Here is a 21637-nt window from a genome sequence, read left to right as displayed (position 1 = left end):
CTAATACTCCAACGATATATCGACTTCGGTTCAATTCTAGGATATTTTTTATTAGTAAAGAAGAGGAGGAGAGACCCCTCTTTCACTAGTTTTTACTAACTGGCTCTAATTGCTTTACCTTTTTCTCATTTTCAAAACATAACCCAAACGCCTTTCCCGGTACGAAATTTCCATCGCCCTTTTGACCAACAAACTCGCCATGATTAACCATTAATTTTCCTCTAAGGAAAACCTTATCGACCTTTCCCTCTTGCTCAAAACCCTCATAGATATTAAAGTCAACTCCCTGTAAACTAGTTTCATTAGAGATAATAGACTTATGATCAGGATCATAGATAACAATATCTGCATCCATTCCAACCCCAATATGGCCTTTTCGGTGTGATAATCCATTGATTTTGGCAGGTGTTGTTGCATAAAGGTCTACTAGGCGCTGTCTAGAAATTCGACCTTTATTTACCCCATAAGTCCAAAGAATGCCTAGGCGATTTTCTACACCTGGTGATCCATTTGGTATATTTGTAAAATCATCAATTCCCATATGCTTTTGTGATTCCCAGTTAAATCCACAATGATCGGAGCTCACTGCATTTAACCAACCATTATTAATTGCTTCCCACAAAGCATTCCTATCGTCTTCAGTTCTTAGTGCTGGTGAGCATACATACTTAGCTCCTTCGAAATTAGGTCTTGCTAAATTCTCTTTATCAAGCATCAGATAGTGTGTACAGGTTTCTCCATACACTGGAATGCCTTTATTATGAGATGTTCTAATCGTTTCCATAACCTCTTTAGCAGTGACATGAACAATATAAATTGGGGCCTCAGCTAATGCTGCAAGATTAATAGCTCTCTGTGTTGCTTCAATTTCCACTAAAGTTGGTCTTGAAAGGGCATGATAATATGGTTCTGTTTGACCATTAGCAATACACTCTTTTTGAAGTGTATCAATCACATCTGCATTTTCTGCATGAACCATAACAGTAACTCCAGCATCTTTTGAGGCCTTTAAAGCCTTGAATAAGGCCACGTCATCGCTATGGAAAGGAAGTCCCTTATATGCCATAAATAACTTAATTGTGGAGATCCCCTTACTTGGTAAACTTGGAATCTCTCTAAAAAGTTCATCTGTAGGTTCACATACAACCCCGTGGAAAGAGTAGTCAACCATTGCTAAATCTGAAACTTCTTTTTTATCATAATCAATGATAGTTTCAGCGATTCCTTTGCTAGCCTCTTGATTAACGAATTCTATAACGGTAGTTGTACCTCCCACAATGGCAGCATTTGAAGTTTCGAAACCTCTTACTCTTTCCCCTTTAAAATCAAAAGAATAATGCACATGTTGGTCAACTCCACCTGGTAATACAAACTTGCCTGTAGCATCAATTACTTGACTGACAGGGAAATTTAATTCTTTGCCAATGGCAACAATCTTCTCTCCATCGATTAATATGTCACCGATAAATTCATCTACAGCAGTAACAATAGTCCCATTCTTAATTAATAAGCTCATGCTATCTCCTCCTGTTTATTAAAAATTCAATCTCTTTAGATTATATCAGCAAATTATACTAAACAATATTTAACTTATCTTCTTTACAAACTAAAGATAAAACAACATTTAGTAGAAGATCACATCCTAATTTAATTTCTTCCATACTTGTATATTCTTCTGGGCAATGGCTTTTACCGCCTGCACTCGGGATAAAAATCATTCCTACATCTGCTAATTCAGTTAGCATTACAGCGTCATGAACAGCACCGCTATTCATTCTCATATAGCTATATCCATGTTCAATGGCAGCCTGCTCTATAGTGTCAATAATTTTTGGTGATAATTTGACTACTTCAGATTCCCCTATCAGTTTAATTTCGCTTGATAGGGAATATTTAGATGAAATTTCTTCAACCTTATTCCTCAGTTCATTAGCAATGAAATTGATTCCTTGCGGTTCTACATCTCTTATATCTACAAGGAATTCTACATTTCCAGGAATAACATTGCCCATATTAGGCCGACAATCTATCTTTCCAACCGTAGCAACAGTTGTAGGAAGTGCCATTTCATTCGCTGCTTTTTGAATATGCGAAATAATATGGGAAGCTCCAACCATTGGATCGGATCTTAGATACATTGGAGTTGTTCCTGCATGGTTTGAGATGCCATTTAAAGAAACTTTAAATGTTTTCATTCCTGCTATGGCCTGTACTATTCCTATAGATTTGTTTTTCGATTCTAACACTGCACCTTGTTCTATATGCAATTCAATCATAGTATCCACTTCATTTTTTTTTAGTACGTCTCTTTTGATGTTTTCAATTTCTAATCCAAAACCTTTTGCAACATCATAAAGAGCTTTTCCATCCCCATTTTTTATAAGTTTTAAATCCTCTAGTTCATATTTTCCAGTTAGTACCTTGCTGCCTAGCAAGGTAATCCCAAAATTAGAGCCTTCCTCTTCTGCAAAAATGATTAATTCGACTGGATGGGATAATTGAACATTTTCTTCCTTTAATACTCTGATAACCTCCAATCCTGCTAAAACCCCAGTTAAGCCATCATATTTACCGCCATTTTTAACAGTATCGATATGGGAACCAATCATAATTGAGGGTTTTTCCATATCACCATACTTAGCTCTAATATTTCCTATTGCATCTACCTTTATTGAAAGACCAAGCTGTTCCATCTGTCTAAGGAGATATTCTCTTGCTTTCTTATCTTCGGCACTGTAGGAAAAACGGGTACAACCTTTTTCAGGTGTCTTTGTATAGCTAACTATGATTTCAAAATCCTTTGATACTCTATCGATATTTACCTGCATTTCTCACCCTCCTTTAAATCAATAAAACTATGTCAGTCCTAGAAAAGTAGTGTTATAATATTTCAAACACACTTATTATCTTTATATTGCAAATATTATGCCAAGTATAAAAATAATTACAAAACGCTATTTAAATGGATTTTTGCTTTGATGATTTATTTCCTTGATGAAAATAATCATCATTTAATGATGAAATTAATCATCGAGTGTCATCCAACCAACTTTTTGAAGGTGGTAGATAAGATGCAATTAAATAATCAGGCCATTGAAGAATTAACATCGATACTAGATGTAAGCTTTGATGGGATTACCATTGCTAATGGTGAGGGAATATTTATAAGAGCTAGTAAATCCTGTGAGGAATTATTTGGGGTAAAGGTATCGGAAATACTAGGGGAAAGCTCTTTGTACCTAGAACATAAGAAAATTTTTGATAAATCGGTTACAAGCGAAGTGTTGAAAACAAAGGATAGGGTAACTTTGATTCAAAAAACCTCGGCCGATAAAATCGTTTTAGTAACAGGGATACCGATTTTTGATAAGGATAAGAACATTGAAAAAGTTATAAACATTTCAAAGGATATTACAGAGACAAAAAAGTTAAAATCGGACCTTAAGAATCTACAAACTGAGTTAGATTGGTTTAAACAAGAATTAAGTAAAAGAAATGGAATAGACAACCAAAAAATTACTTATAAAAGTGCAGCTATGAAACAAATCATTGATACGGTTCATCATGGTGTAAATTTTGATGCCACGGTTCTATTGCTGGGAGAAACAGGTGTTGGCAAAGGATTTATGGCAAAAATGATTCATTCCCTTAGTAAACGTCGTGATCTCCCCTTTGTTAATATAAATTGTGGAGCAATTCCGGAACACCTCTTAGAATCTGAGCTTTTTGGCTACGAAAAAGGGGCGTTTACGGGTGCCTCAAAGGAAGGAAAAAGGGGATTATTCGAAATTGCAGGTAAAGGAATCATTTTTTTAGATGAAATTGGAGATCTTCCATTAAGTCTTCAGGTTAAGCTACTACATGTTTTAGATGATAAGAAGGTACGAAGGATTGGGGGGGCCACTTCATATGAAATAAAAGCCAGAGTAATTGCTGCAACTAATAAGAATTTAAAAGAGGTTGTTAAACAAGGGCGATTTAGAGAGGATTTATTTTACCGATTAAATGTAATTCCTATTAATATTCCAGCATTAAGAGAAAGAAAAGAAGATTTACCGTTCCTAATAAACATGTTCTTAGAAAATATAAATGATAAATATGAAACGAAGAAGTATTTTTCAGAAAATGCAATAAAGCTACTGATTGAATATGATTTTCCAGGAAACATACGAGAATTACAAAATATGATTGAACGGTTGGTTATAAATACTATTGGAGACAAAATTGGGAGTACTAATATACATAATTTAATTGAGCCATTATCTATTAGTCTAAGCAATAAATTAGGGCCATTAAAAGAGACTGTAGAAGCTGTAGAAAGAAATTTATTAATTGCTGCTTTTAAAGAATATAAAACAACTAGGAAAGTGGCAGAAGTATTACAGATTGACCAGTCCACTGTTGTAAAAAAGGCTAAAAAATTTAAGATTTCCCTCAAATAGCTTTGAAATATAAACATTTTGAAATAAGAAAGCTGCGAGTCATTCGTCTGCGGCAGACATTTCAGGGAACCCCACCTGCAATCACCGCCGCACCGTGACATTCAGGAGGCAGTTGAGCGTCTGGAAAAAAACTTTTTAGATAGTGGCTGTTGGGTGATCCTTACAAAAATTGAGGTAAAAGTGGTTTATTTCGAGTATATGTTAATGTTCGTATGTAGATGGGCAGACTTGATGGATGCCGTTTTTTATTAATGAATATATATTAATAACTTCAAAGGTATTTAATTTATTCATATTTACCGTGTAGTAGACACATATTGTGAATTCAAAAGTGAACGTCATTTTTAATGTTTTTTCTTATTTTTACGACGAATATTTGAAATAAGAAGGTCAGTTAAAGAAACTAATACATCAAAAAACTCTAAAAACATTTTAAACAATTGACCAACTTCCTTATGTTATCACTTTAACGCAATTATATAATTTGACGTTGTTTTTATGTAGATATTGACGTCATATTTCGAACATACTGCAAAAGAGCAATCTATTATTTGATACAACTTTATTGCAAATGAATATTGGGCGGCAGCACTACAGACTGATCAAAAAGCAAAAGAACGCTTTTTGTCATTCTGTACGTGTCGCTTCGGTACTAAATGGACCGATAACCACGGCCTGTACGGCTGGCGCCTTCATTCCGTAGGTTCCTGTTCCATTTACCTAAAGGCCGTACCGAACGAGCCGAAAACCTATATTGCTAAGATAGCGGATGGGACGGACTGAAACTTTATTACAGACTTATTATCATTGTCCAGGTTATTCCCTATTTGTGCTATTATTCAATATGACAGTGGACCTTTTCTAGTATTAACAATTTAATCCCGATTGGTCTACAGCGATAAGTTGTTTTTTATCAGCATCTAGTAATTTTTAACGGAGGAAAACCCTTCATATCGGGACCATCGTAAAAAGAGCAAGCAGGATTACGCACTGTTTGCCCTTAAATAAATATTTTTCTATTATAAAATAAATGGAGATTTGAGCAACTAAATGTACACAGTGATGATCTAGAAATCTCTAAGTTACTCGAATTCTACCAACTCTTTTATTTCGATTACGATCTTTAATATTCAGTGCTCTTTGGGATTGAGGAATACCTGGAAATGATATGAGGCCAGCCTTAAACAGGGCATATCCGATAAATGTAGCAAAGATCGTACTTCCGATCAGAAACCAGATGAATCTTCTGCCAAAATTGCGTAACATGATTTCACCTCTTTAACCTCTCATTGATGATAAATATGATGAAATGATCTTTTTTATGTCGTCTTATTCAACTCTGCCATCCCTCCTTCCTGCCCGAGAATTCTAGAGTTTTGCCGTATCATCGGTTGCGTATCCTTGTTCACGAACTCTTTTCAAATGGTTTTGTTATTCTCTTTATCCGTCATCGTGTATTCTTTAAACGATTCCAACTCGGCGCAAGATAACAGTTTTTCAATTACTTCATCGTCTTGAAAAGCCAAAATCGATTTTCCTACTCCTGTACAATGAATCGGCGCTTTCTATCCGACCTGTGAGTAAATTTTCAAAGCTCTAGGACCTTCCAATTTTTACACATTGATTACTTCCCCCGTTCAAAAACGACAAGGTAGACAGTTCTTTAATTTAAAATACAAACTCGTCATGAAACTGTTTGAACGAGGAAGTATGGCAAAAGATGGATAAAATTAAACTCACAAAAAAACCTCCCCGACCTTGCAGGCGGGAGGTTAAAATTCAATTTTAATCTTTTCCGATTCGTTGATTTTCTTTTCTTCTTTACCAAAAACATCACTTGTAGTTATTTCAATCCACTCAATGTCTTTTACATCTCCACCATTATGCGTTCCACTCTCTGATGCATTGACAATAAAGCCAAGGTTACCTGACTTTGTACTATTCCCAGCAATGTCACCGTTTAATTCTTCAAGGTAAATATCTTTTTCCCAATCAAATGTTTCACCTGAGTTAGTTTTAAGAAGCGCGATTGGTGCAAAATTGACTTTCTCAGAAGAGGTGTTTTTGATCTCAACGAAAACTTTAACAAAATCAAATTCCTCATCATGAGTTAACACATGAAAATAATCAATCATACTATAATCCGGTCTCAAGTGAATCATTTTCATCTCTTTTACTGTCAATTCGATTGGTCCCACTTTATATGTTTGGTTAACTTGATTAATGGCTTTTAATGTGGCTTCACCTTTTGCATCGGAATAGGTTTGGCCAACTTTAAGTAAAGACTGGTCATCCGTTACTTGTGGATTGGGCTGATACTTCTCAATCGTGTCCTGATTCTCAGACTTGTTTGTTTCATTTAAAGTCTCTTCTGCTTTTATGTTAACAACGGTATTTTTTTCATTATCTACAGTAGCAGCATTTGCTGAACAACCAACAAGCAATAAGATTAATAATAGGAGATTAAAAGATTGCTTCATGATGTTTCCTCCCTATGATTTTATCTTCAAAAAAAGTTCCCGTTGCCATGAAGTGTAGCAACGGGATATTTAGCTTGTAATCTCTTATTTATCTTCGATTTTGATGTCATATTTTAAAACATCGAATACATTTTTCGCAATATCAGTATTATCTATTTGTCCGGCAAATTTTTCACTTGAAGGTCCAAATGCATAGACAGGAACGTCTTCGCCTGTATGTCCGCCTGTTGTCCAGCCAGTGTGTGAACGCTTATTAAAGATATTTTCTATTGCATTGTCAATATCGAGAACTTTCTTTGTAGCCGCAGCAGCCTCCACAGATTGGATTTCTTCTGGTGTTAACGCAAGAACATTTTGATCAATGTACTTTTTCAATGTTTCTTCAACACCTGCACCTTTAGCGATTTCCTCTGCCATGAAGTCAGGTGTACGCTTTGCTGCTTTGATTGGCTCGCCAAACCAGTTATAGTTACCATCCGCACCAATGGAATATCCTCCAGTAGAATGGTCAGCAGTTGCAACTACTAGTGTATGCTTGTCCTTTTTTGCAAATTCAATGGCAGCTTTATATGCTTTTTCAAAGTCTTCCATTTCACTCATGGCACCGACAATATCATTGTCATGTCCTGCCCAGTCCACTTGGCTTCCTTCGATCATTAGGAAGAAACCATCCTTATCTTGACTTAAACGAGAGATTGCTGCGTTTGTCATTTCTTCAAGCGAAGGAGTTTCAGCTGGTCGGTCAATCATCTTTGGTAGTCCACCTGTCGCGAATAAACCTAGTACTTGTTTGTTCGTATCTTTTAATAATTCCTCTTTGTTTGTTACATAGCTGTATCCATCTTTTTGGAATTCCTCTGTTAGTTTACGATCATTACGAACGAAGTTGCTTACACCTCCACCTAACATAACATCGACTTTATGCTTACCATTTACCATTTCATCATAGTAGTCATCTGCAATCGAGTTCATGTTTTTACGGCTTTCATCATGTGAACCAAATGAAGCTGGAGTTGCATGGGTGATTTCCGAAGTCGCCACAAGACCTGTTGCCTTTCCTTGTTCTTTAGCCGCTTCAAGCACAGTTTTTACTTCTGATCCATCATTGTCCACTGCAATGGCATTGTTATATGTTTTAATCCCTGCCGACATTGCAGTTGCTGCAGATGCTGAGTCTGTTACGTTTTGTGCAGTATCTTCTGGATATGTCATTTGCTGTCCAACAAGGGATTGGTCAAAAGCTGTTTTTTCAGCTATTTTAGTGGAAGGGTCATTTTTTAAGTAACGATATGCAGACGTATAAGAAACTCCCATGCCATCACCAATTAAGACAATGACATTTTTGATTTCCGCCTTATTATTAGCCGGCTGTTTTGCCTCTACAGGTGATATAGCACCCATTAAACTTCCGAATGCGACTGTTGAAAGGACAGCTACTGGTATTAGCTTTCTAGTAAACTTCTTTTTGTTTAACAATTTCGTTTCCCCCTAGTTGAATGTCTTAATCTATCTTTCAAATAACATTCTAAAACGAAATTGTTAAGTTGATAATAATAACTTGTAAATTTAACGTTAAGATTATTTTACAAAAACTCTTAATATTAGGGGTCGATATATGATTACCATATATACGGTTTCATGATTTAGGGCATACACACGCTATTTTATTGCTACAACAAAGAGTGCATCCTAAAGTTGTTTCCAAACGTTTAGGACACTCAACTATTGGTATCACGATGGACACATATACTCATGTGTTACCAAATATGCAAAAAGAAGCTGCCCTTCAATTCGAGCAGCTGATTAAATAAACCTATGTAATCATTTAAAATTCAATGTTACCAAAATGTGACCAAAGAAAAAATTTTATGTTGTTGGCCAACTACTATTACCTCAATTTAACTTCTCAAAAATCGTCATAAACCCTTATATATCAAGATTGGCGGGACTGCGTGGGAATCGAACCCACCAAACCTGGCACGCAGGTCTCAAGCAGTTTTGAATTTTGCTGGCTTCTGTTTTTCTAGTATCTTGATATATCCTCAAGTACTGATAAATCAATCTTTGTTGCCTTCTAGTGTTTTCTTGTGATCTGTAATTTTACAAATTTGGACACCCAGCATGGCACCAATTTAGCACCTTTAAACAAAGAACTTGAAATATCACTCTCTTTACAATGCGACAATACCCCAAAATGACATAAATGTGAACCAGGAAATCTCTCATCGTACAAGAGAATATTAGATAAATATGAATTAGTTCAAAAGTTGTAATAAAATTTACATTAATTATACGTCTCTTTAACATCGGCTAAATGATTTTTTGGTAATTTCAAAGAGTAGAATATCAGAATCTACTATTAGGTTTAAACAGGAGGGATTAGGAAAAATGAAAGACATCAAGGTAAAAGATGAAGCCTTAAAAACTCAGAATGTATTAAGTGAGGGAATGGATCGACGTGCCTTTTTGCAGAAAACAACGATGGTGGTTGGAGCTGCGATGGGAGCATCTTTAGTGGGCTCATTGACGAGCCTGCCTGTGAGTGCTGCGTCTACCTCTTCCATCATTGAATCCAAAAAAGTCAAGCCAAAGCTTGTATTTCCAGTCATTAGTGATGTACATATGAATAAAAACAGTAATCAAACATTAGAAAAATTTAAAACATCATTAGATCAATTAAATCTACTAGTCCCACAGCAGGATGCATTTGTGGTAGTAGGAGATTTAACTGATAATGGTTACACGGAAGAATATGATAAGTTTTTCTCAGCTTATAATGCAAAAAAACAAAAACATGCGGTTTCCTTGATTGCCATAGGAAACCATGATTATTGGAATGGGCTTTCGGTTTCAGAAGCTCAAAAACGATTCCTTGAAAGGTCAGGAATGGAATCGATTTACTATCACAAAGTAATTAAAGGTTATCATTTTATCATCCTTGGAACAGAGGATGGTCTAACTGAAGGTACTTTTTCAGTAACTCAAATTAATTGGTTAGCCGAACAGTTAAAGCAGGCAGCACAGGATGATCCGAACAAACCGATTTTTGTATTCCATCATCAGCCGATTATGGGAACGATTTATGGAAGTGAATGGGGCTTTGCGAAAAATAGGGATCTATTCTACAATACATTGGCCGCCTATCCACAGGTGATTTCGTTTTCCGGTCACACCCACTATCCATTAGATGACCCTAAAATCATCCATCAAAAGGACTTTACATCCATAGGAACCTCCACGGGTGCTTATTTGTGGCTCGATGCTGGAAGAATACAAGGGGAAGTGCCGGAAGGAGCGGACATCCTTAACCAGGCACTCATCGTTGAAGTGTACAATAACAAGGTATTACTTAAGCGACGTGATATTCATAACAATGATTGGACAGCCGACCCTTTTGAAATCACCTTACCAGCTAACAAAAATGAATTTATCTATACAGAAGATCGAGATAAAAAGGCTCCTTTTTTCACAAAGGATGCGTTAATTTCGATTAATCACGAACTCACAACACCAACAAGCCTTGCCGTTATGTTTACTCAAGCGAAGGATGACTTGCTGGTTCATGATTATAAGGTAGAAATCACCGATTCGTCGAAAGGACAAAAAGTGAAAGAATTCCTTGCATTCTCGGAATTTTATAAAGATCCGATTCCTAATCCGCTTACATTAAAAATTGATGGATTACAGCCGAATACATTATATGAGATCAACGTATTTGCACTAGATGCATTTGGGAACCAAAGTCAAAATTCATTAAAGGTTTTAGGAAAAACAATTGATGGTGAAATAAAGGATATCACGATTACTCTGTCCAAAAACACATTAACTGGAACGACCGAAACAGTCGATGTTTTGGTAGAAAACGCAAGAGTTCCACAAGGTGACTGGATTGGATTATATGAAGTCAGTGAAACTCCAGGGAATGTACCAGCCATTTGGTGGGAGTATACAAAAGTAACTAATGGAACATATAGAGTTACGTATGATCCAAGTAAGAATTCATATCCAGGTCGATATCAGTCAGGCAAGACGTATAAGTTCGTATATTTCTACGGCAGTGGATATGATGCTGTCACACATGCAACCTTTACAGTAAACTAATCTACGTGCAAACCCCATTTCAAATGAAATGGGGTTTATATATTTATAGATTATAAGATCTTCTTATCGATTTTTATAATATATCCAATGTTACCAAAAGGGACCAAAGAGATTGCCAAAGCCCCTTTAACAATAATATTAAAAGAAATCAAAGAATAATGATTATATCGACGGGACCATCTTTTCGAAAAGTTCAATATCATTCTTAGATCCTGTCATGGCACCAACTGAAATAACGAGACCACTTAAGAGGGCAATAAAAGCGGCTAAGCTTCCAGACATCCGGTTTCATGTTCTTTGGCATTCACATGCTACCATTTTACTGATTGAAAATGTTAATCCCAAAATTGTCAGTGCTCGATTAGGTCACTTCAAAATTCTACTCACAATGGATACCTATTCACACTTGACTGATCGATAGAAGGGATTGCAGTCGATCACTTAAATGGATTACTTGAGTAACTTTTAAGGCATAATATGAAAATGGCACCACTTGGCACCACCAAACAAAAAAAGACCGAGTGCCATCTGGTCTATGTAAGAAAGAATTCTCTAGAATCCTTGGTATTATTGAGTTGGCGGGACTGTGTGGGAATCGAACCCACCAGACCTGGCACGCAGGTCTCAAGCAGTTTTGAAGACTGTGGAGGACACCAGTACCCCATTCAGCCCCAGGATTATTATAGTTAAATGGTAACTCCTATTTGTAATCATTTTACAATGGAATATAGTAATAATCAATAGAGTTGGAGTTATTGTCATTTTTTCGACAACTTTTGCAATCCACTATTAGGCTGCATATTCCTTTCTAATTAAGGCGATGACTTGTCTTTTCACCTTATTACAGACTATAATAAGTAGATGAAAATAGGATCGTGTAGGTGAAAACAATGCAGCTAACAGGTTGGTTTCTTTGGTTTATTTTAATATGGATATTTGCCTTTGCCGGGGCTATGGCGATAGGCGGATTTTTTATGTTTCGTAAGTTTTTAAAGAGAATGCCAAAAGACGATGGCAAATCCGTGATGGATTGGGAAGAATACTATGTAAGCGAAACCCGTCATTTATGGGGTGATGAAGAAAAACTTCTTCTAGAAGATTTAGTTAGCCCGGTTCCAGAGCTTTTCCGCGATGTCGCAAGGCATAAGATAGCTGGAAAGATTGGCGAGCTTGCACTTAATGAGAAAGTATCAAAGATAACAGAAGAACTTGTCATCCGCGGCTACATTCAAGCAACACCAAAAAGAGACCATAAATTTTTACGGAAAAAGCTTTTTGAGAATCGAATTGATGTTGCTCCTTACGAGCACTTATTCTAAACCGTCCTTTGTGACGGTTTTTTATTTTCTATTTTAAAAAAACACTGATCCCAATAGATCAGTGTTTTGCTCGTTATATACCATGTAGCTGTCTGTACAGCTTTTTATAATCTAGATACATCGCAACCCGCCATGGAACAATCATACTAAATGCCAGCAGGAAGAACATACCGCTTAACTCACCATAATCAATCGTAGCACTTAATATCGATTTTAATCCAAGCCTAACCACTAATAGACCTACTAAAATGTAGATAAAAGCTTTCGATCTTTTTAAGTAAATGTCGTTCTCACGAATCTCAAATTTTGAGGTTTTAATAAGCAAAATCGAAAAAAGCATCCCCACAATGACTACCTCTATTATTTCCATACTGGTTAAACGAAATTGAGGTACCACATACATTAAGGCTCCGCTTGACATAAAGACTGGCGGCAGGATAATTTTCAAGGCATTTGTAGGTTTCTTTGCAGCCTTCACGCGGACCAACAAAGCAAATATCCCCATAAATACCGCTCCTATTGAAGAAACAATAAAGAAGTTCATAGGTTCCATCCCCTATTTCAAAAATAAAGCTCAAAATTCATATTTTTACTATTTATAATCTGTGGTTCATGATTAGAAACCAGTAAATCCACCAAACAATCCTGAGAAAATCGCAATAATTTTTGTCATCCAGTCAAAAAAGAGCACGATACCCATTACAATCATGATGTAACCGCCAAATTTCATAATCTTTCCACTGTTTTTACGAATCCATTTCATCCGACCGACGAAGAATGACAAGATTAAAAATGGAATGGCAAACCCAAGAGAATACGCAGTCATATATAATACACCTGAACCTGGATTTGTTGCAGCTAAGGCAATTACAGCCGAAAGAATTGGACCTGTACATGGTGTCCAGCCGGCAGCAAAGGCCATTCCAATAAGTGCTGAACCAATAAAGCCGGAAGGTCGATTTTTGAATTCTAATTTACGATCCTTCATCAAAAACTCAGGTTTAAATACACCGACAATTATTAGTCCAAAAAGTACGATAAATATTCCGCCTAACTGGCGAATGAGATCTTTGTACTCGAGGAAAAAGCTCCCTACAAAGGATGTACCAAAACCAATTGCAATGAAAATAGCCGAAAATCCTAAAAGGAAAAAGATTGTATGTAGAAGACTCCGCTTTTGAAGCATGGCATTTTCAGTTTTTAACTCCCCTACAGACATCCCAGTGATATACGATAAAAATGCAGGGTAAAGCGGTAAACAGCATGGTGAGATAAAACTTAAAAAGCCGGCACCTAAAGCTAAAAATATATTTACATCAGTCATATTAACACTCCCACTATAGTCGATACTATTTCATTTTAGCAAAACTTACCCCTAAAAGATAATGGTTAACATGAATATTTTGTGTCGCCAGGAGTTAATTAAAATTTCATTCAAAAATCTATTTATGTTTCTACTATTTTCCTACATAATATGGATATTCTTTTACAAATATCTTTGAATTTATTCCCATCTTAGGTTATACTAGTAAAACATTGGTAGAGAATTTCCTATCAATGTTTTCTATTATTGGAGTTTCTCCGGAAAGGACCTCGGCTGTGATAGAACAAGACCTAACTTCACTCATTGAAAAAAAGCGCGCTGAATTAATTCAAGTCGCGGTCACCAACGGCTTGACTTCCTCCATTGCTATTCGCTATAGTCAGGAATTAGACCATCTTTTAAACGAATATAATCGAAAGTATATAAAGAAAACTCGCCAAGTAGCGAGTCTCTAAAAGCAAAAATCCTGGCCATTAACCAGGATTTTTCTTTATTTAATGGATAACATCCTCTAAACGTTCCACTGCTCCATTTTGCAGAAGGAACATTTTATGATAAAGCCCGCCTAGTGCCAATAGCTCTTGATGAGTTCCTCTTTCAACTATTTCGCCTTGATGCAGGACAAGAATTAAATTGGCGTCTTGTATCGTAGATAACCGGTGGGCAATAGCAATGGTGGTGCGCCCTTTCCTCATTTTCTCCAGCGCTGTTTGAATTGCTTCCTCTGTCTCCGTATCAATATTAGCAGTTGCTTCATCGAGGACGAGAATCTTTGGATTGGCTGCAATCGTCCTAGCAAAAGCAATTAATTGCCGCTGTCCACTTGAAAAAGTAGACCCTCTTTCCACTACTTTATGATTATAGGAATCTTCTAGCTTTTCAATAAACGTGTGAGCTTGAACAAATTTAGCCGCTTCCTCCACTTGTTCATCTGTTAAATGATGATTATGCAAAGTAATATTGTCCCTTACCGTTCCGTAAAATAAAAACGGATCTTGGAGTACCAGCCCCATTTTATCTCGTAATTCATCCTTGGAAAAATGACGAATCGATTTTCCATCAATTAAGATATCACCTTTCTCATATTCATAAAATCTCATCAAAAGATTGATAATCGAACTTTTTCCGCTTCCAGTATGACCGACAAGTGCTACGGTTTCACCTGGATGTGCAGTAAAGGATATATTTTTCAACACATCCCTTTGCCCATCGTAAGAAAAGGTTAAATTCTTGAATTCAATTCTTCCCTCTTCAATGGATAGATTACTTTCTTCACTTTGTCCTGGTGCCAATTCTTTCTTATCGAGAATTCTAAAAACACGTGCTCCAGCCACAATTGCTTGCTGGTACAAAGATAATCTCATCATCATATTATTCACCGGTTCAAAGAAACGCTCCAGGTAATTTACAAACGCATATAACACACCAATTTCAATTGGACTGTCCAATGAAGTGATACCAAAATAATTTAAGACAATGATCAATCCCAAAATGAATATCAAATCAACAGCAGGCCGCAGCAATAATCCATCAATCTTAATATTCTTCATACCCGAATTATAGTGCTTTTCATTGATGTCTTCGAACTCTTTGCGAAGTCTCTTTTCCTGGCGAAATACCTGAATAATACTCATACCTTGCAAGGATTCACTTAGTTTTGCATTTAATTGGCTGAGTCTTTCCCGCATATCCAAATAATAACGGGAACTAAATTTACGATATAAATTCATCACTAGTAGAATCAATGGAATAAAAATAAGACAGAACAGCGCCAATTTTACATCCAAAATAAACATCGTAATGAAAATACCAGTAAGTAAAAACCCGCTTTGGATAAAGGTCGAAATTACAGTAACAAACATATCTTTAATGGCCTCGGTATCGTTTGTAACCCTTGAAACAATACTTCCTGCTGGTGTTTGATCAAAATATTTTAGACCTAGTGACTGAACCTTTGAAAAAATATCAACCCGAAGCTGTTGAATAATTTTCAAAGCAATTTCCTGAAACTTCACTAATTGAAAAAACATTAAAACTGATTTTACAATCTGTATTCCGAGATAGCTTGCCCCTAGGATAACGAGTGGCTGAAAGGCTAAATTCCCAGGTGTTAAGTAATCATCAATAAAGATTTTAACGAGAATCGGACCTGCTAACTCTCCCAATGTTGTTAAAATCAATAGACTGAAAGCTAGTATTAATGCCCTTTTATGTGGTTTTGTATAAGACAGCAAGCGAAATAAAACCGTTTTTTGTTCTTTTTCAGTCAGCTGTGCTGTTTCTTCCATCTTAATGTCCTCCATGCTCAACCAACTCCTCTAGCTGCTGACGTAAATACATTTCCTTATACCAACCACCGCTTGCCATTAGTTCTTCATGTGTTCCTCTTTCAATGACTTCTCCATTATCTAGGACTAAGATTAGATTTGCGTGTTGGATGGCACTTAAACGATGAGAGGTAATAATCGTGGTTTTCCCCTCACGATTCTTCCTTAATGAGGAGAGAATCGCCTCCTCTGTCTTTGCATCGACAGCTGATAGTGAATCATCCAGCACTAGCACTTCTGGATTCATCAGCAGTGCACGGGCAATCGAAATTCTTTGTTTCTGACCGCCTGATAAGGAAACTCCCCTTTCACCAACTACAGTTTGATACCCTTCGGTAAACTGAAGAATATCGTCATGTATGCTGGCTAGCTTTGCTGCACCATAGATTTCTTCTTTTGGTGCTTGGGGATTCGTAAAGGCAATATTCTCAGCAACACTCGCCGAAAACAAGAAATGATCCTGTGGAACATAGCCAATGGCTTCACGTAGTTTTTCCAGCTTATATTCTTGAAGTTTATGACCACCGAAGTTAATGTCTCCTTCATAGTCTTCAAATTCACGAATAAGAAGCTTTAACAATGTTGTCTTACCGGCGCCTGTTTTCCCTACAATTCCGAGTGTCTCTCCTCTTTTAAGGGTGAAAGAGATTTCCTTTAACATTGCTTCTTTTTCACCAGGGAACGTGAACTTCTCAATATCATACTGAATACCGCCGCTAGGTACTAACTCTAAAGCTTCATTTCGGTCTGTAATGTCTGACTTTTCACGAAGCAGAGATGCCACACGGTCATAAGAAGCACGACCGCGTTCAACGATATTAAACAACCAGCCGAATGCCAACATCGGCCATATTAAAAGTCCTAAATAGGTCGTAAAGGAAATTAACTCACCAATGGATAATTCCCCTGCTAACACATATTTTGAACCAAAGGTAATGGCTAAGAAAAACGATATGCCCACTATAATCGAAATAGTTGGATCATATAAGGAATCTATTTTTGCAACCACGATGTTCTTTTGAACTACATCTTCAGATTGCTTACTGAAATCCTCAATATCTTCTTTTTCTTGACCAAATGTTTTAATAACTTTGATCCCTGAAATACTTTCCTGTGTTTTATCATTCAAGTTCGAAAAGGCTTCTTGTGCTTTGTGAAAGGTTCGATGCAGCATTGTACCAAACCAACTGGTAAGAATGGCCATAAAAGGCATAGGGATTAAACAAATCAACGTTAATTTCCAGCTGATCGTAAACGCCATGGCCAGGATAACAAATCCACCTGTAGAAAGAGAATCCACTAAGGTTAGAACCCCAGCACCAGCAGTTTGTTGTATTGCCTGTAAGTCATTTGTCGCATGTGCCATTAAATCGCCAGTCCTACGTTTCTGATAAAACGATGGTGACATGTTCGTAAAGTGATGATACAAGCGATTTCTTAACTGTTTGCTAAGCTTAACTGCAGAACCAAATATCATAATTCGCCAAAAGTATCTCAAAACATACATTCCAAGTCCTGCACCTACTAAAATAGCCATCCACTCAAAGAGCAAGCCTTTTGTTAATGTACCGTCATTAATATGGTCGGCAATAACACCAATAACTTTTGGCGGCACAAGTTGAAGCAGAGCAACAAACAGTAAAATAACAATTCCTGATATATACGCTTTTTTCTCTTGTTTAAAAAACCACCCTAAATCTAAAAATACTCTCATAACGTTCCCCCGAAAAATGATTCAACATTTCATTTTATTATTTTTAAAAATCTTTTCACCCCACCCGAAGGTCTATTTTATCAAATATTTGTAAAATAATAAAGATTTTGACACACATTCAATCCATGAAAAAAGCACCCATTTTGATGAGTGCTTGTCCCTTATTATTTGGCGTGCAATTTAATTCATTTTTCCATTATTGAGCAGATTGTTTTGCTGCTTCTTCCACTTTTTCTTCGGCAACTTTTCTTAATCCTTCAACTTCATCTTTGATTTCATCAGGTACAAACTTAACTCTTTTTAAATAATTTACGATTACCTGATAATCAGTCTTCATAGCATTGGTGTCAGCTGGATCATATGTCTTTGTTTGAATTTCATTATTTTTAATAAAAGCGGATGCAATGTAATAGAAATCTTTTTGCGATTCACTCTTTAAAGATACTGTCTCTTTTACTACTGCTTCATAATCTTTATCTACTATTAACTTACTGAACTTTTCATCCTCAGCCGTAAGCTCTCTTGTATTTTGATTTTTAGTTGCGTTTGTACCCTCTTCTGTTTTATTTTCTTTTGGAGATGCTGTTTCTTCTTTTTCTTGCGTTCCACATGCTGTTAAAACTAAAAGTAGAATTAAAATAAGTGATAAAACTTTTTTCATGAGAAAATGCTCCTTTATCAATGTAGTTAATATTAGCGTAACTAGTATGGACCTTATTACCCCTTTTTTCAATAGGAAAACAAAATATAAGATTTTTCGAAAAACTTCTCTTTTCATATAAAAAAACCACATTCTTTTGATTATTTTCCAAAAGGTACGTGGTTTTTGTTAGATTTATTTGCCTTGTTGCTTATTCATAGCAGACATCATTTGGTTGATCTTCTTTTGAGAAGGCTTCATACCCATTTGCATCATCATCATTTTTAACATTTGTTCATTAATTGGTGGATTTTTCTTTAAGTAGCTCATCATGTATCTACGAGCAATGAAAAATCCTAGAGCTACACCAGCTACTAATGCTAGTACAACAACTAGAATCCATAAACCTGTACCCATTAAACTTCCTCCTTCATGTTGTCTACCATACAGTGTACTAAATAAAATGGGATTATACAATATTCTCTTTCAAAAGATTAGACATATTTTCTTTCTTTAATAGGCTTTAACCATCCGAAACGCTGATGTTCAAGATCTAAGGCCATAAAGGAAGATTCACATTTTCTAAGCACTTCAAAGAAAATCGTTTCAGCTTCATAACTGCCAGCAGCCTCGATTGTAATTAAATCTTGAAAAACCCTCAATTTAGCTTGACTTAGTTTTCCACTTAATTCAATTGAGTATGTACCATGTTCAGCTCTAAAACCCTTCTTTTTTCCAAGCTGTTTTTGAATTAACTGATGGAACTTCAAAACCTCTAACTGCTTTGTTATATAGGAAATTTGTTTATTCGTAATAAATTTAAGTTCACCTTCTGCTTTGTCGTGTTCCTGAAAAAGCTGAAAAAACATACGCTCTCTTCCGAAGTAATGGGCGGCAAATTCATCTTCTATCAAATAAAGCTGATAATTTCTCACCACGATCTCTCCTTCGTTGAATACCCTTTCTATCATTATAATTAAGCACTATCAAAACATTTGTCTTATACCGGCAAAAAAAATCACTATTATTGTCGAATTCATAAGATTCTTACAAATTTTATTATACTTTACTTATAATTGGAATGTCACGAATGGTTCAAATTATTCATCTATTGTTCATATATATATAGTAGAAATCCATAAAAAAGAGAACGACATTAAGTCGTTCCCTTTAAAATAATCTAGTTATTATTGAAGAAGTGCTTTAACACGTGCAACAACATTGCTTACACTAAAGCCATATTCTTCCATAATTTTTTCTCCAGGCGCAGAAGCCCCGAATGTATCAATTGCTAGGACGTCTCCTTCATCACCTGTGTATTTGTGCCAGCCAAATGAAGAACCAACTTCAATACCAAGACGTTTTTTCACATTTTTAGGTAGAACTGAGTTTTTGTATTCTTGTGTTTGTTGCTCAAAGCGGTCCCATGATGGCATGCTTACAACAGACACATGAATACCTTCACCAGCTAATTCCTTTTGTGCTTCAACCGCTAGACTTACCTCTGAACCAGTTGCAAGTAATAGAGCGTCAGGAGTCTCTCTTTCAGAAGGAGAAACAACATAAGCACCTTTTGATACTCCATCATATGCATTTTGATCTGTACCTTTAAGTGTTGGTAAATCTTGACGAGTTAACACTAAAGCAGTAGGTTTATTCGTTGACTCAACTGCGAGTTTCCATGCAGCAGCTGTCTCATTACCATCAGCTGGACGAATAATAGAAAGACCTGGCATTGCACGTAATGCTGCAAGTTGTTCAACAGGCTCATGTGTTGGTCCATCTTCCCCAACAGCAATACTATCATGAGTAAATACATACGTAACAGGTAATCCCATTAACGAAGCAAGGCGGATTGCTGGACGTAAATAGTCAGAGAACACGAAGAATGTTCCTCCAAAAATCTTCACACCACCATGTAAGGCAATACCATTCATCGCTGCACCCATTGCAAATTCACGTACACCGAACCAGATATTACGTCCTTCGTAGTTGCCTGGCGCATAATCCCCTGTTCCTTTGATCATTGTTTTATTCGAACCAGCAAGGTCAGCAGATCCTCCAATGAAGATAGGTAAATTTTTCGCGATACCGTTTAGGGCTTCACCTGATGATGCACGGCTTGCTAAGCTTTTGCCTTCGCTATAAACCGGAATATCTTTATCCCAGCCTTCAGGTAATTCATTTTTCAGTGCTTTTTCTAATTGATTTGCTAATTCAGGATATTCATTTTTATATTGTGCAAAGAGGTCGTTCCATTCTTTTTCCTTTTTTGCTCCATTTTCAACGATTAGGTTTTGGAAGTTTTCGTAAACTTCATTTGGCACATGGAAGTCTTCTTCAAAGGTCCATTTATAAGCTTCTTTTGTAAGTTTTAACTCATCTGCTCCAAGAGGAGAGCCATGTACACCTGAAGTTCCAGCGCGGTTAGGAGAACCATAACCTATAACCGTTCTTACTTCAATCATTGTAGGTCTATCAAGATCATTTCTAGCTTCTTCTAGCGCTTTAGCGATCTCTTCAAGATTATTACCGTCTTCTACTCGAAGGTATTGCCAGCCGTATGATAAGAAACGGTCCTTAACACTTTCTGAGAAAGATTTATTTAGGTCACCATCAAGGGAAATATCATTAGAATCGTATAATACTACCAAACGACCAAGTTTTAAATGCCCAGCAAGTGATGCTGCCTCTGCTGAAACACCCTCCATTAAATCTCCATCACCACAAATACTATATGTATAATGGTTTACAAGTTCATAATTTTCTTTATTGTAAACACTAGCTGTATGACGTTCTGCCATTGCCATTCCGACCGCCATAGCAATACCTTGTCCAAGCGGACCTGTTGTTGCTTCTACTCCTTCTGTATGACCATACTCAGGATGCCCTGGAGTTTTACTTCCCCATTGGCGGAATTGTTTCAAATCATCCATAGTTAACTTATAACCTGACAGATGAAGCATGCTGTATAACAAAGCAGATCCATGTCCTGCAGATAATACAAAACGGTCACGGTTAAACCACTCTGGATTTTTTGGGTTATGGTTCATAAAACGAGTCCATAAAGTGTAAGTCATTGGTGCTGCACCCATTGGCATTCCAGGATGTCCTGAATTTGCTTTTTCAATCATATCAATGGAAAGCGTACGAATAGAGGTTACTGACAAAGCATCAATAGTATCAAACATTATTTACATCACTCCTGATTCACTAGGATAAAAAAATAATAACATCTTTTATATTATAGTTCTCTTGACATTAATTCAACAATTAATTTGACTACTAAA

General features: G+C 36.4%; 19 protein-coding genes, 1 tRNA gene and 1 pseudogene. 6 read left to right on the top strand and 15 right to left on the bottom strand.

What is annotated here, in order from left to right; genetic code table 11:
* Positions 1-85: 85 nt before the first annotated feature.
* Positions 86-1516 (bottom strand): dihydropyrimidinase, encoded by a 1431-nt coding sequence (gene hydA / locus TR08_RS15135; RefSeq protein ID WP_045519440.1) that lies wholly within the window; start codon positions 1514-1516, stop codon positions 86-88.
* Between the two features lie 58 nt (positions 1517-1574).
* The gene (locus TR08_RS15130) at positions 1575-2828 is read right to left on the bottom strand and encodes a M20 family metallo-hydrolase (protein ID WP_045519438.1); all 1254 of its coding nucleotides are present in this window, start codon (positions 2826-2828) and stop codon (positions 1575-1577) included.
* Positions 2829-3071: 243 nt separating this feature from the next.
* On the opposite strand from TR08_RS15130, the gene TR08_RS15125 reads away from it, so the two are divergent.
* Positions 3072-4442: a sigma-54 interaction domain-containing protein gene (locus tag TR08_RS15125; protein ID WP_045519436.1), complete on the top strand. Its 1371-nt coding sequence runs from the start codon at positions 3072-3074 to the stop codon at positions 4440-4442.
* A gap of 1077 nt (positions 4443-5519) precedes the next feature.
* On the opposite strand, the gene TR08_RS15120 is transcribed toward TR08_RS15125, so the two are convergent.
* From TR08_RS15120 to TR08_RS15110, 4 genes are all read right to left on the bottom strand, one after another.
* Positions 5520-5708, bottom strand: coding sequence for a hypothetical protein (locus TR08_RS15120; RefSeq protein WP_045519434.1), 189 nt, complete (start codon positions 5706-5708; stop codon positions 5520-5522).
* Positions 5709-5860: 152 nt separating this feature from the next.
* Positions 5861-5968 (bottom strand): hypothetical protein, encoded by a 108-nt coding sequence (locus TR08_RS31085; protein WP_193747755.1) that lies wholly within the window; start codon positions 5966-5968, stop codon positions 5861-5863.
* Positions 5969-6214: 246 nt separating this feature from the next.
* Positions 6215-6922 (bottom strand): DUF4352 domain-containing protein, encoded by a 708-nt coding sequence (locus TR08_RS15115; RefSeq protein ID WP_045519432.1) that lies wholly within the window; start codon positions 6920-6922, stop codon positions 6215-6217.
* A gap of 84 nt (positions 6923-7006) precedes the next feature.
* Complete coding sequence (locus TR08_RS15110; protein ID WP_045519431.1) at positions 7007-8398, bottom strand: alkaline phosphatase; 1392 nt, start codon at positions 8396-8398, stop codon at positions 7007-7009.
* 143 nt (positions 8399-8541) lie between these two features.
* On the opposite strand from TR08_RS15110, the pseudogene TR08_RS31080 reads away from it, so the two are divergent.
* From TR08_RS31080 to TR08_RS31075, 3 genes and pseudogenes are all read left to right on the top strand, one after another.
* Positions 8542-8733 (top strand): annotated as a pseudogene (locus tag TR08_RS31080) (tyrosine-type recombinase/integrase); the annotation flags it as partial.
* Between the two features lie 577 nt (positions 8734-9310).
* A complete protein-coding gene (locus tag TR08_RS15105; protein WP_045519429.1) occupies positions 9311-11023 on the top strand; it encodes a metallophosphoesterase in 1713 nt (570 codons plus the stop codon).
* Between the two features lie 166 nt (positions 11024-11189).
* The gene (locus tag TR08_RS31075; RefSeq protein ID WP_370576322.1) at positions 11190-11444 is read left to right on the top strand and encodes a tyrosine-type recombinase/integrase; all 255 of its coding nucleotides are present in this window, start codon (positions 11190-11192) and stop codon (positions 11442-11444) included.
* 155 nt (positions 11445-11599) lie between these two features.
* Here the strand turns inward: TR08_RS31075 and TR08_RS32015 are convergent.
* Positions 11600-11696: transfer RNA gene (locus TR08_RS32015), tRNA-Sec, on the bottom strand.
* 217 nt (positions 11697-11913) lie between these two features.
* Here TR08_RS32015 and TR08_RS15100 point away from each other — a divergent pair.
* Positions 11914-12342 (top strand): DUF2621 domain-containing protein, encoded by a 429-nt coding sequence (locus tag TR08_RS15100; RefSeq protein WP_045519427.1) that lies wholly within the window; start codon positions 11914-11916, stop codon positions 12340-12342.
* A gap of 73 nt (positions 12343-12415) precedes the next feature.
* Here TR08_RS15100 and TR08_RS15095 read toward each other — a convergent pair whose 3' ends face one another.
* Together TR08_RS15095 and TR08_RS15090 are read right to left on the bottom strand one after the other, a co-directional pair.
* Complete coding sequence (locus TR08_RS15095) at positions 12416-12886, bottom strand: CcdC family protein (RefSeq protein WP_045519425.1); 471 nt, start codon at positions 12884-12886, stop codon at positions 12416-12418.
* A gap of 72 nt (positions 12887-12958) precedes the next feature.
* On the bottom strand, positions 12959-13666 hold the full coding sequence (locus tag TR08_RS15090) for a cytochrome c biogenesis CcdA family protein (protein ID WP_045519424.1): 708 nt from the start codon (positions 13664-13666) through the stop codon (positions 12959-12961).
* A 275-nt stretch (positions 13667-13941) separates the two neighbouring features.
* On the opposite strand from TR08_RS15090, the gene TR08_RS15085 reads away from it, so the two are divergent.
* Positions 13942-14121 carry an aspartyl-phosphate phosphatase Spo0E family protein gene (locus TR08_RS15085; RefSeq protein ID WP_045519468.1) on the top strand — a complete coding sequence of 60 codons (180 nt, stop codon included), beginning with the start codon at positions 13942-13944 and terminating at the stop codon, positions 14119-14121.
* A gap of 39 nt (positions 14122-14160) precedes the next feature.
* On the opposite strand, the gene TR08_RS15080 is transcribed toward TR08_RS15085, so the two are convergent.
* The 6 genes from TR08_RS15080 to tkt form a co-directional block, all read right to left on the bottom strand.
* Positions 14161-15969: an ABC transporter ATP-binding protein gene (locus TR08_RS15080; RefSeq protein WP_370576320.1), complete on the bottom strand. Its 1809-nt coding sequence runs from the start codon at positions 15967-15969 to the stop codon at positions 14161-14163.
* Positions 15956-17707 carry an ABC transporter transmembrane domain-containing protein gene (locus TR08_RS15075; RefSeq protein WP_045519422.1) on the bottom strand — a complete coding sequence of 584 codons (1752 nt, stop codon included), beginning with the start codon at positions 17705-17707 and terminating at the stop codon, positions 15956-15958. The genes TR08_RS15080 and TR08_RS15075 overlap by 14 nt, the downstream gene beginning before the upstream one ends.
* Positions 17708-17903: 196 nt before the next feature.
* Positions 17904-18368 (bottom strand): hypothetical protein, encoded by a 465-nt coding sequence (locus tag TR08_RS15070; RefSeq protein ID WP_045519421.1) that lies wholly within the window; start codon positions 18366-18368, stop codon positions 17904-17906.
* 174 nt (positions 18369-18542) lie between these two features.
* A complete protein-coding gene (locus TR08_RS15065) occupies positions 18543-18764 on the bottom strand; it encodes a YneF family protein (RefSeq protein WP_045519419.1) in 222 nt (73 codons plus the stop codon).
* A 77-nt stretch (positions 18765-18841) separates the two neighbouring features.
* Entirely contained in the window at positions 18842-19282 is a 441-nt protein-coding gene (sirA, locus tag TR08_RS15060) for a sporulation inhibitor of replication protein SirA (protein ID WP_045519417.1), read from the bottom strand.
* 252 nt (positions 19283-19534) lie between these two features.
* Positions 19535-21538, bottom strand: coding sequence for a transketolase (gene tkt, locus TR08_RS15055; RefSeq protein ID WP_045519415.1), 2004 nt, complete (start codon positions 21536-21538; stop codon positions 19535-19537).
* Positions 21539-21637 lie beyond the last annotated feature (99 nt).

It is taken from the genome of Neobacillus niacini (assembly GCF_000759675.1).
Lineage (GTDB): Bacteria > Bacillota > Bacilli > Bacillales > Cytobacillaceae > Neobacillus > Neobacillus niacini_A.
The sequence above is the reverse complement of the archived record's forward strand: the minus strand, read 5'-3'. Positions and strand labels throughout refer to the sequence as shown.

Coding starts and splice junctions, on each gene's coding strand:
- hydA (WP_045519440.1), bottom strand. CDS start 1,516: ATGAGCTTATTAATTAAGAATGGGACTATTGTTACTGCTGTAGATGAA.
- TR08_RS15130 (WP_045519438.1), bottom strand. CDS start 2,828: ATGCAGGTAAATATCGATAGAGTATCAAAGGATTTTGAAATCATAGTT.
- TR08_RS15125 (WP_045519436.1), top strand. CDS start 3,072: ATGCAATTAAATAATCAGGCCATTGAAGAATTAACATCGATACTAGAT.
- TR08_RS15120 (WP_045519434.1), bottom strand. CDS start 5,708: ATGTTACGCAATTTTGGCAGAAGATTCATCTGGTTTCTGATCGGAAGT.
- TR08_RS15115 (WP_045519432.1), bottom strand. CDS start 6,922: ATGAAGCAATCTTTTAATCTCCTATTATTAATCTTATTGCTTGTTGGT.
- TR08_RS15105 (WP_045519429.1), top strand. CDS start 9,311: ATGAAAGACATCAAGGTAAAAGATGAAGCCTTAAAAACTCAGAATGTA.
- TR08_RS15100 (WP_045519427.1), top strand. CDS start 11,914: ATGCAGCTAACAGGTTGGTTTCTTTGGTTTATTTTAATATGGATATTT.
- TR08_RS15095 (WP_045519425.1), bottom strand. CDS start 12,886: ATGAACTTCTTTATTGTTTCTTCAATAGGAGCGGTATTTATGGGGATA.
- TR08_RS15090 (WP_045519424.1), bottom strand. CDS start 13,666: ATGACTGATGTAAATATATTTTTAGCTTTAGGTGCCGGCTTTTTAAGT.
- TR08_RS15080 (WP_370576320.1), bottom strand. CDS start 15,969: ATGGAGGACATTAAGATGGAAGAAACAGCACAGCTGACTGAAAAAGAA.
- TR08_RS15075 (WP_045519422.1), bottom strand. CDS start 17,707: ATGAGAGTATTTTTAGATTTAGGGTGGTTTTTTAAACAAGAGAAAAAA.
- TR08_RS15070 (WP_045519421.1), bottom strand. CDS start 18,368: ATGAAAAAAGTTTTATCACTTATTTTAATTCTACTTTTAGTTTTAACA.
- TR08_RS15065 (WP_045519419.1), bottom strand. CDS start 18,764: ATGGGTACAGGTTTATGGATTCTAGTTGTTGTACTAGCATTAGTAGCT.
- tkt (WP_045519415.1), bottom strand. CDS start 21,538: ATGTTTGATACTATTGATGCTTTGTCAGTAACCTCTATTCGTACGCTT.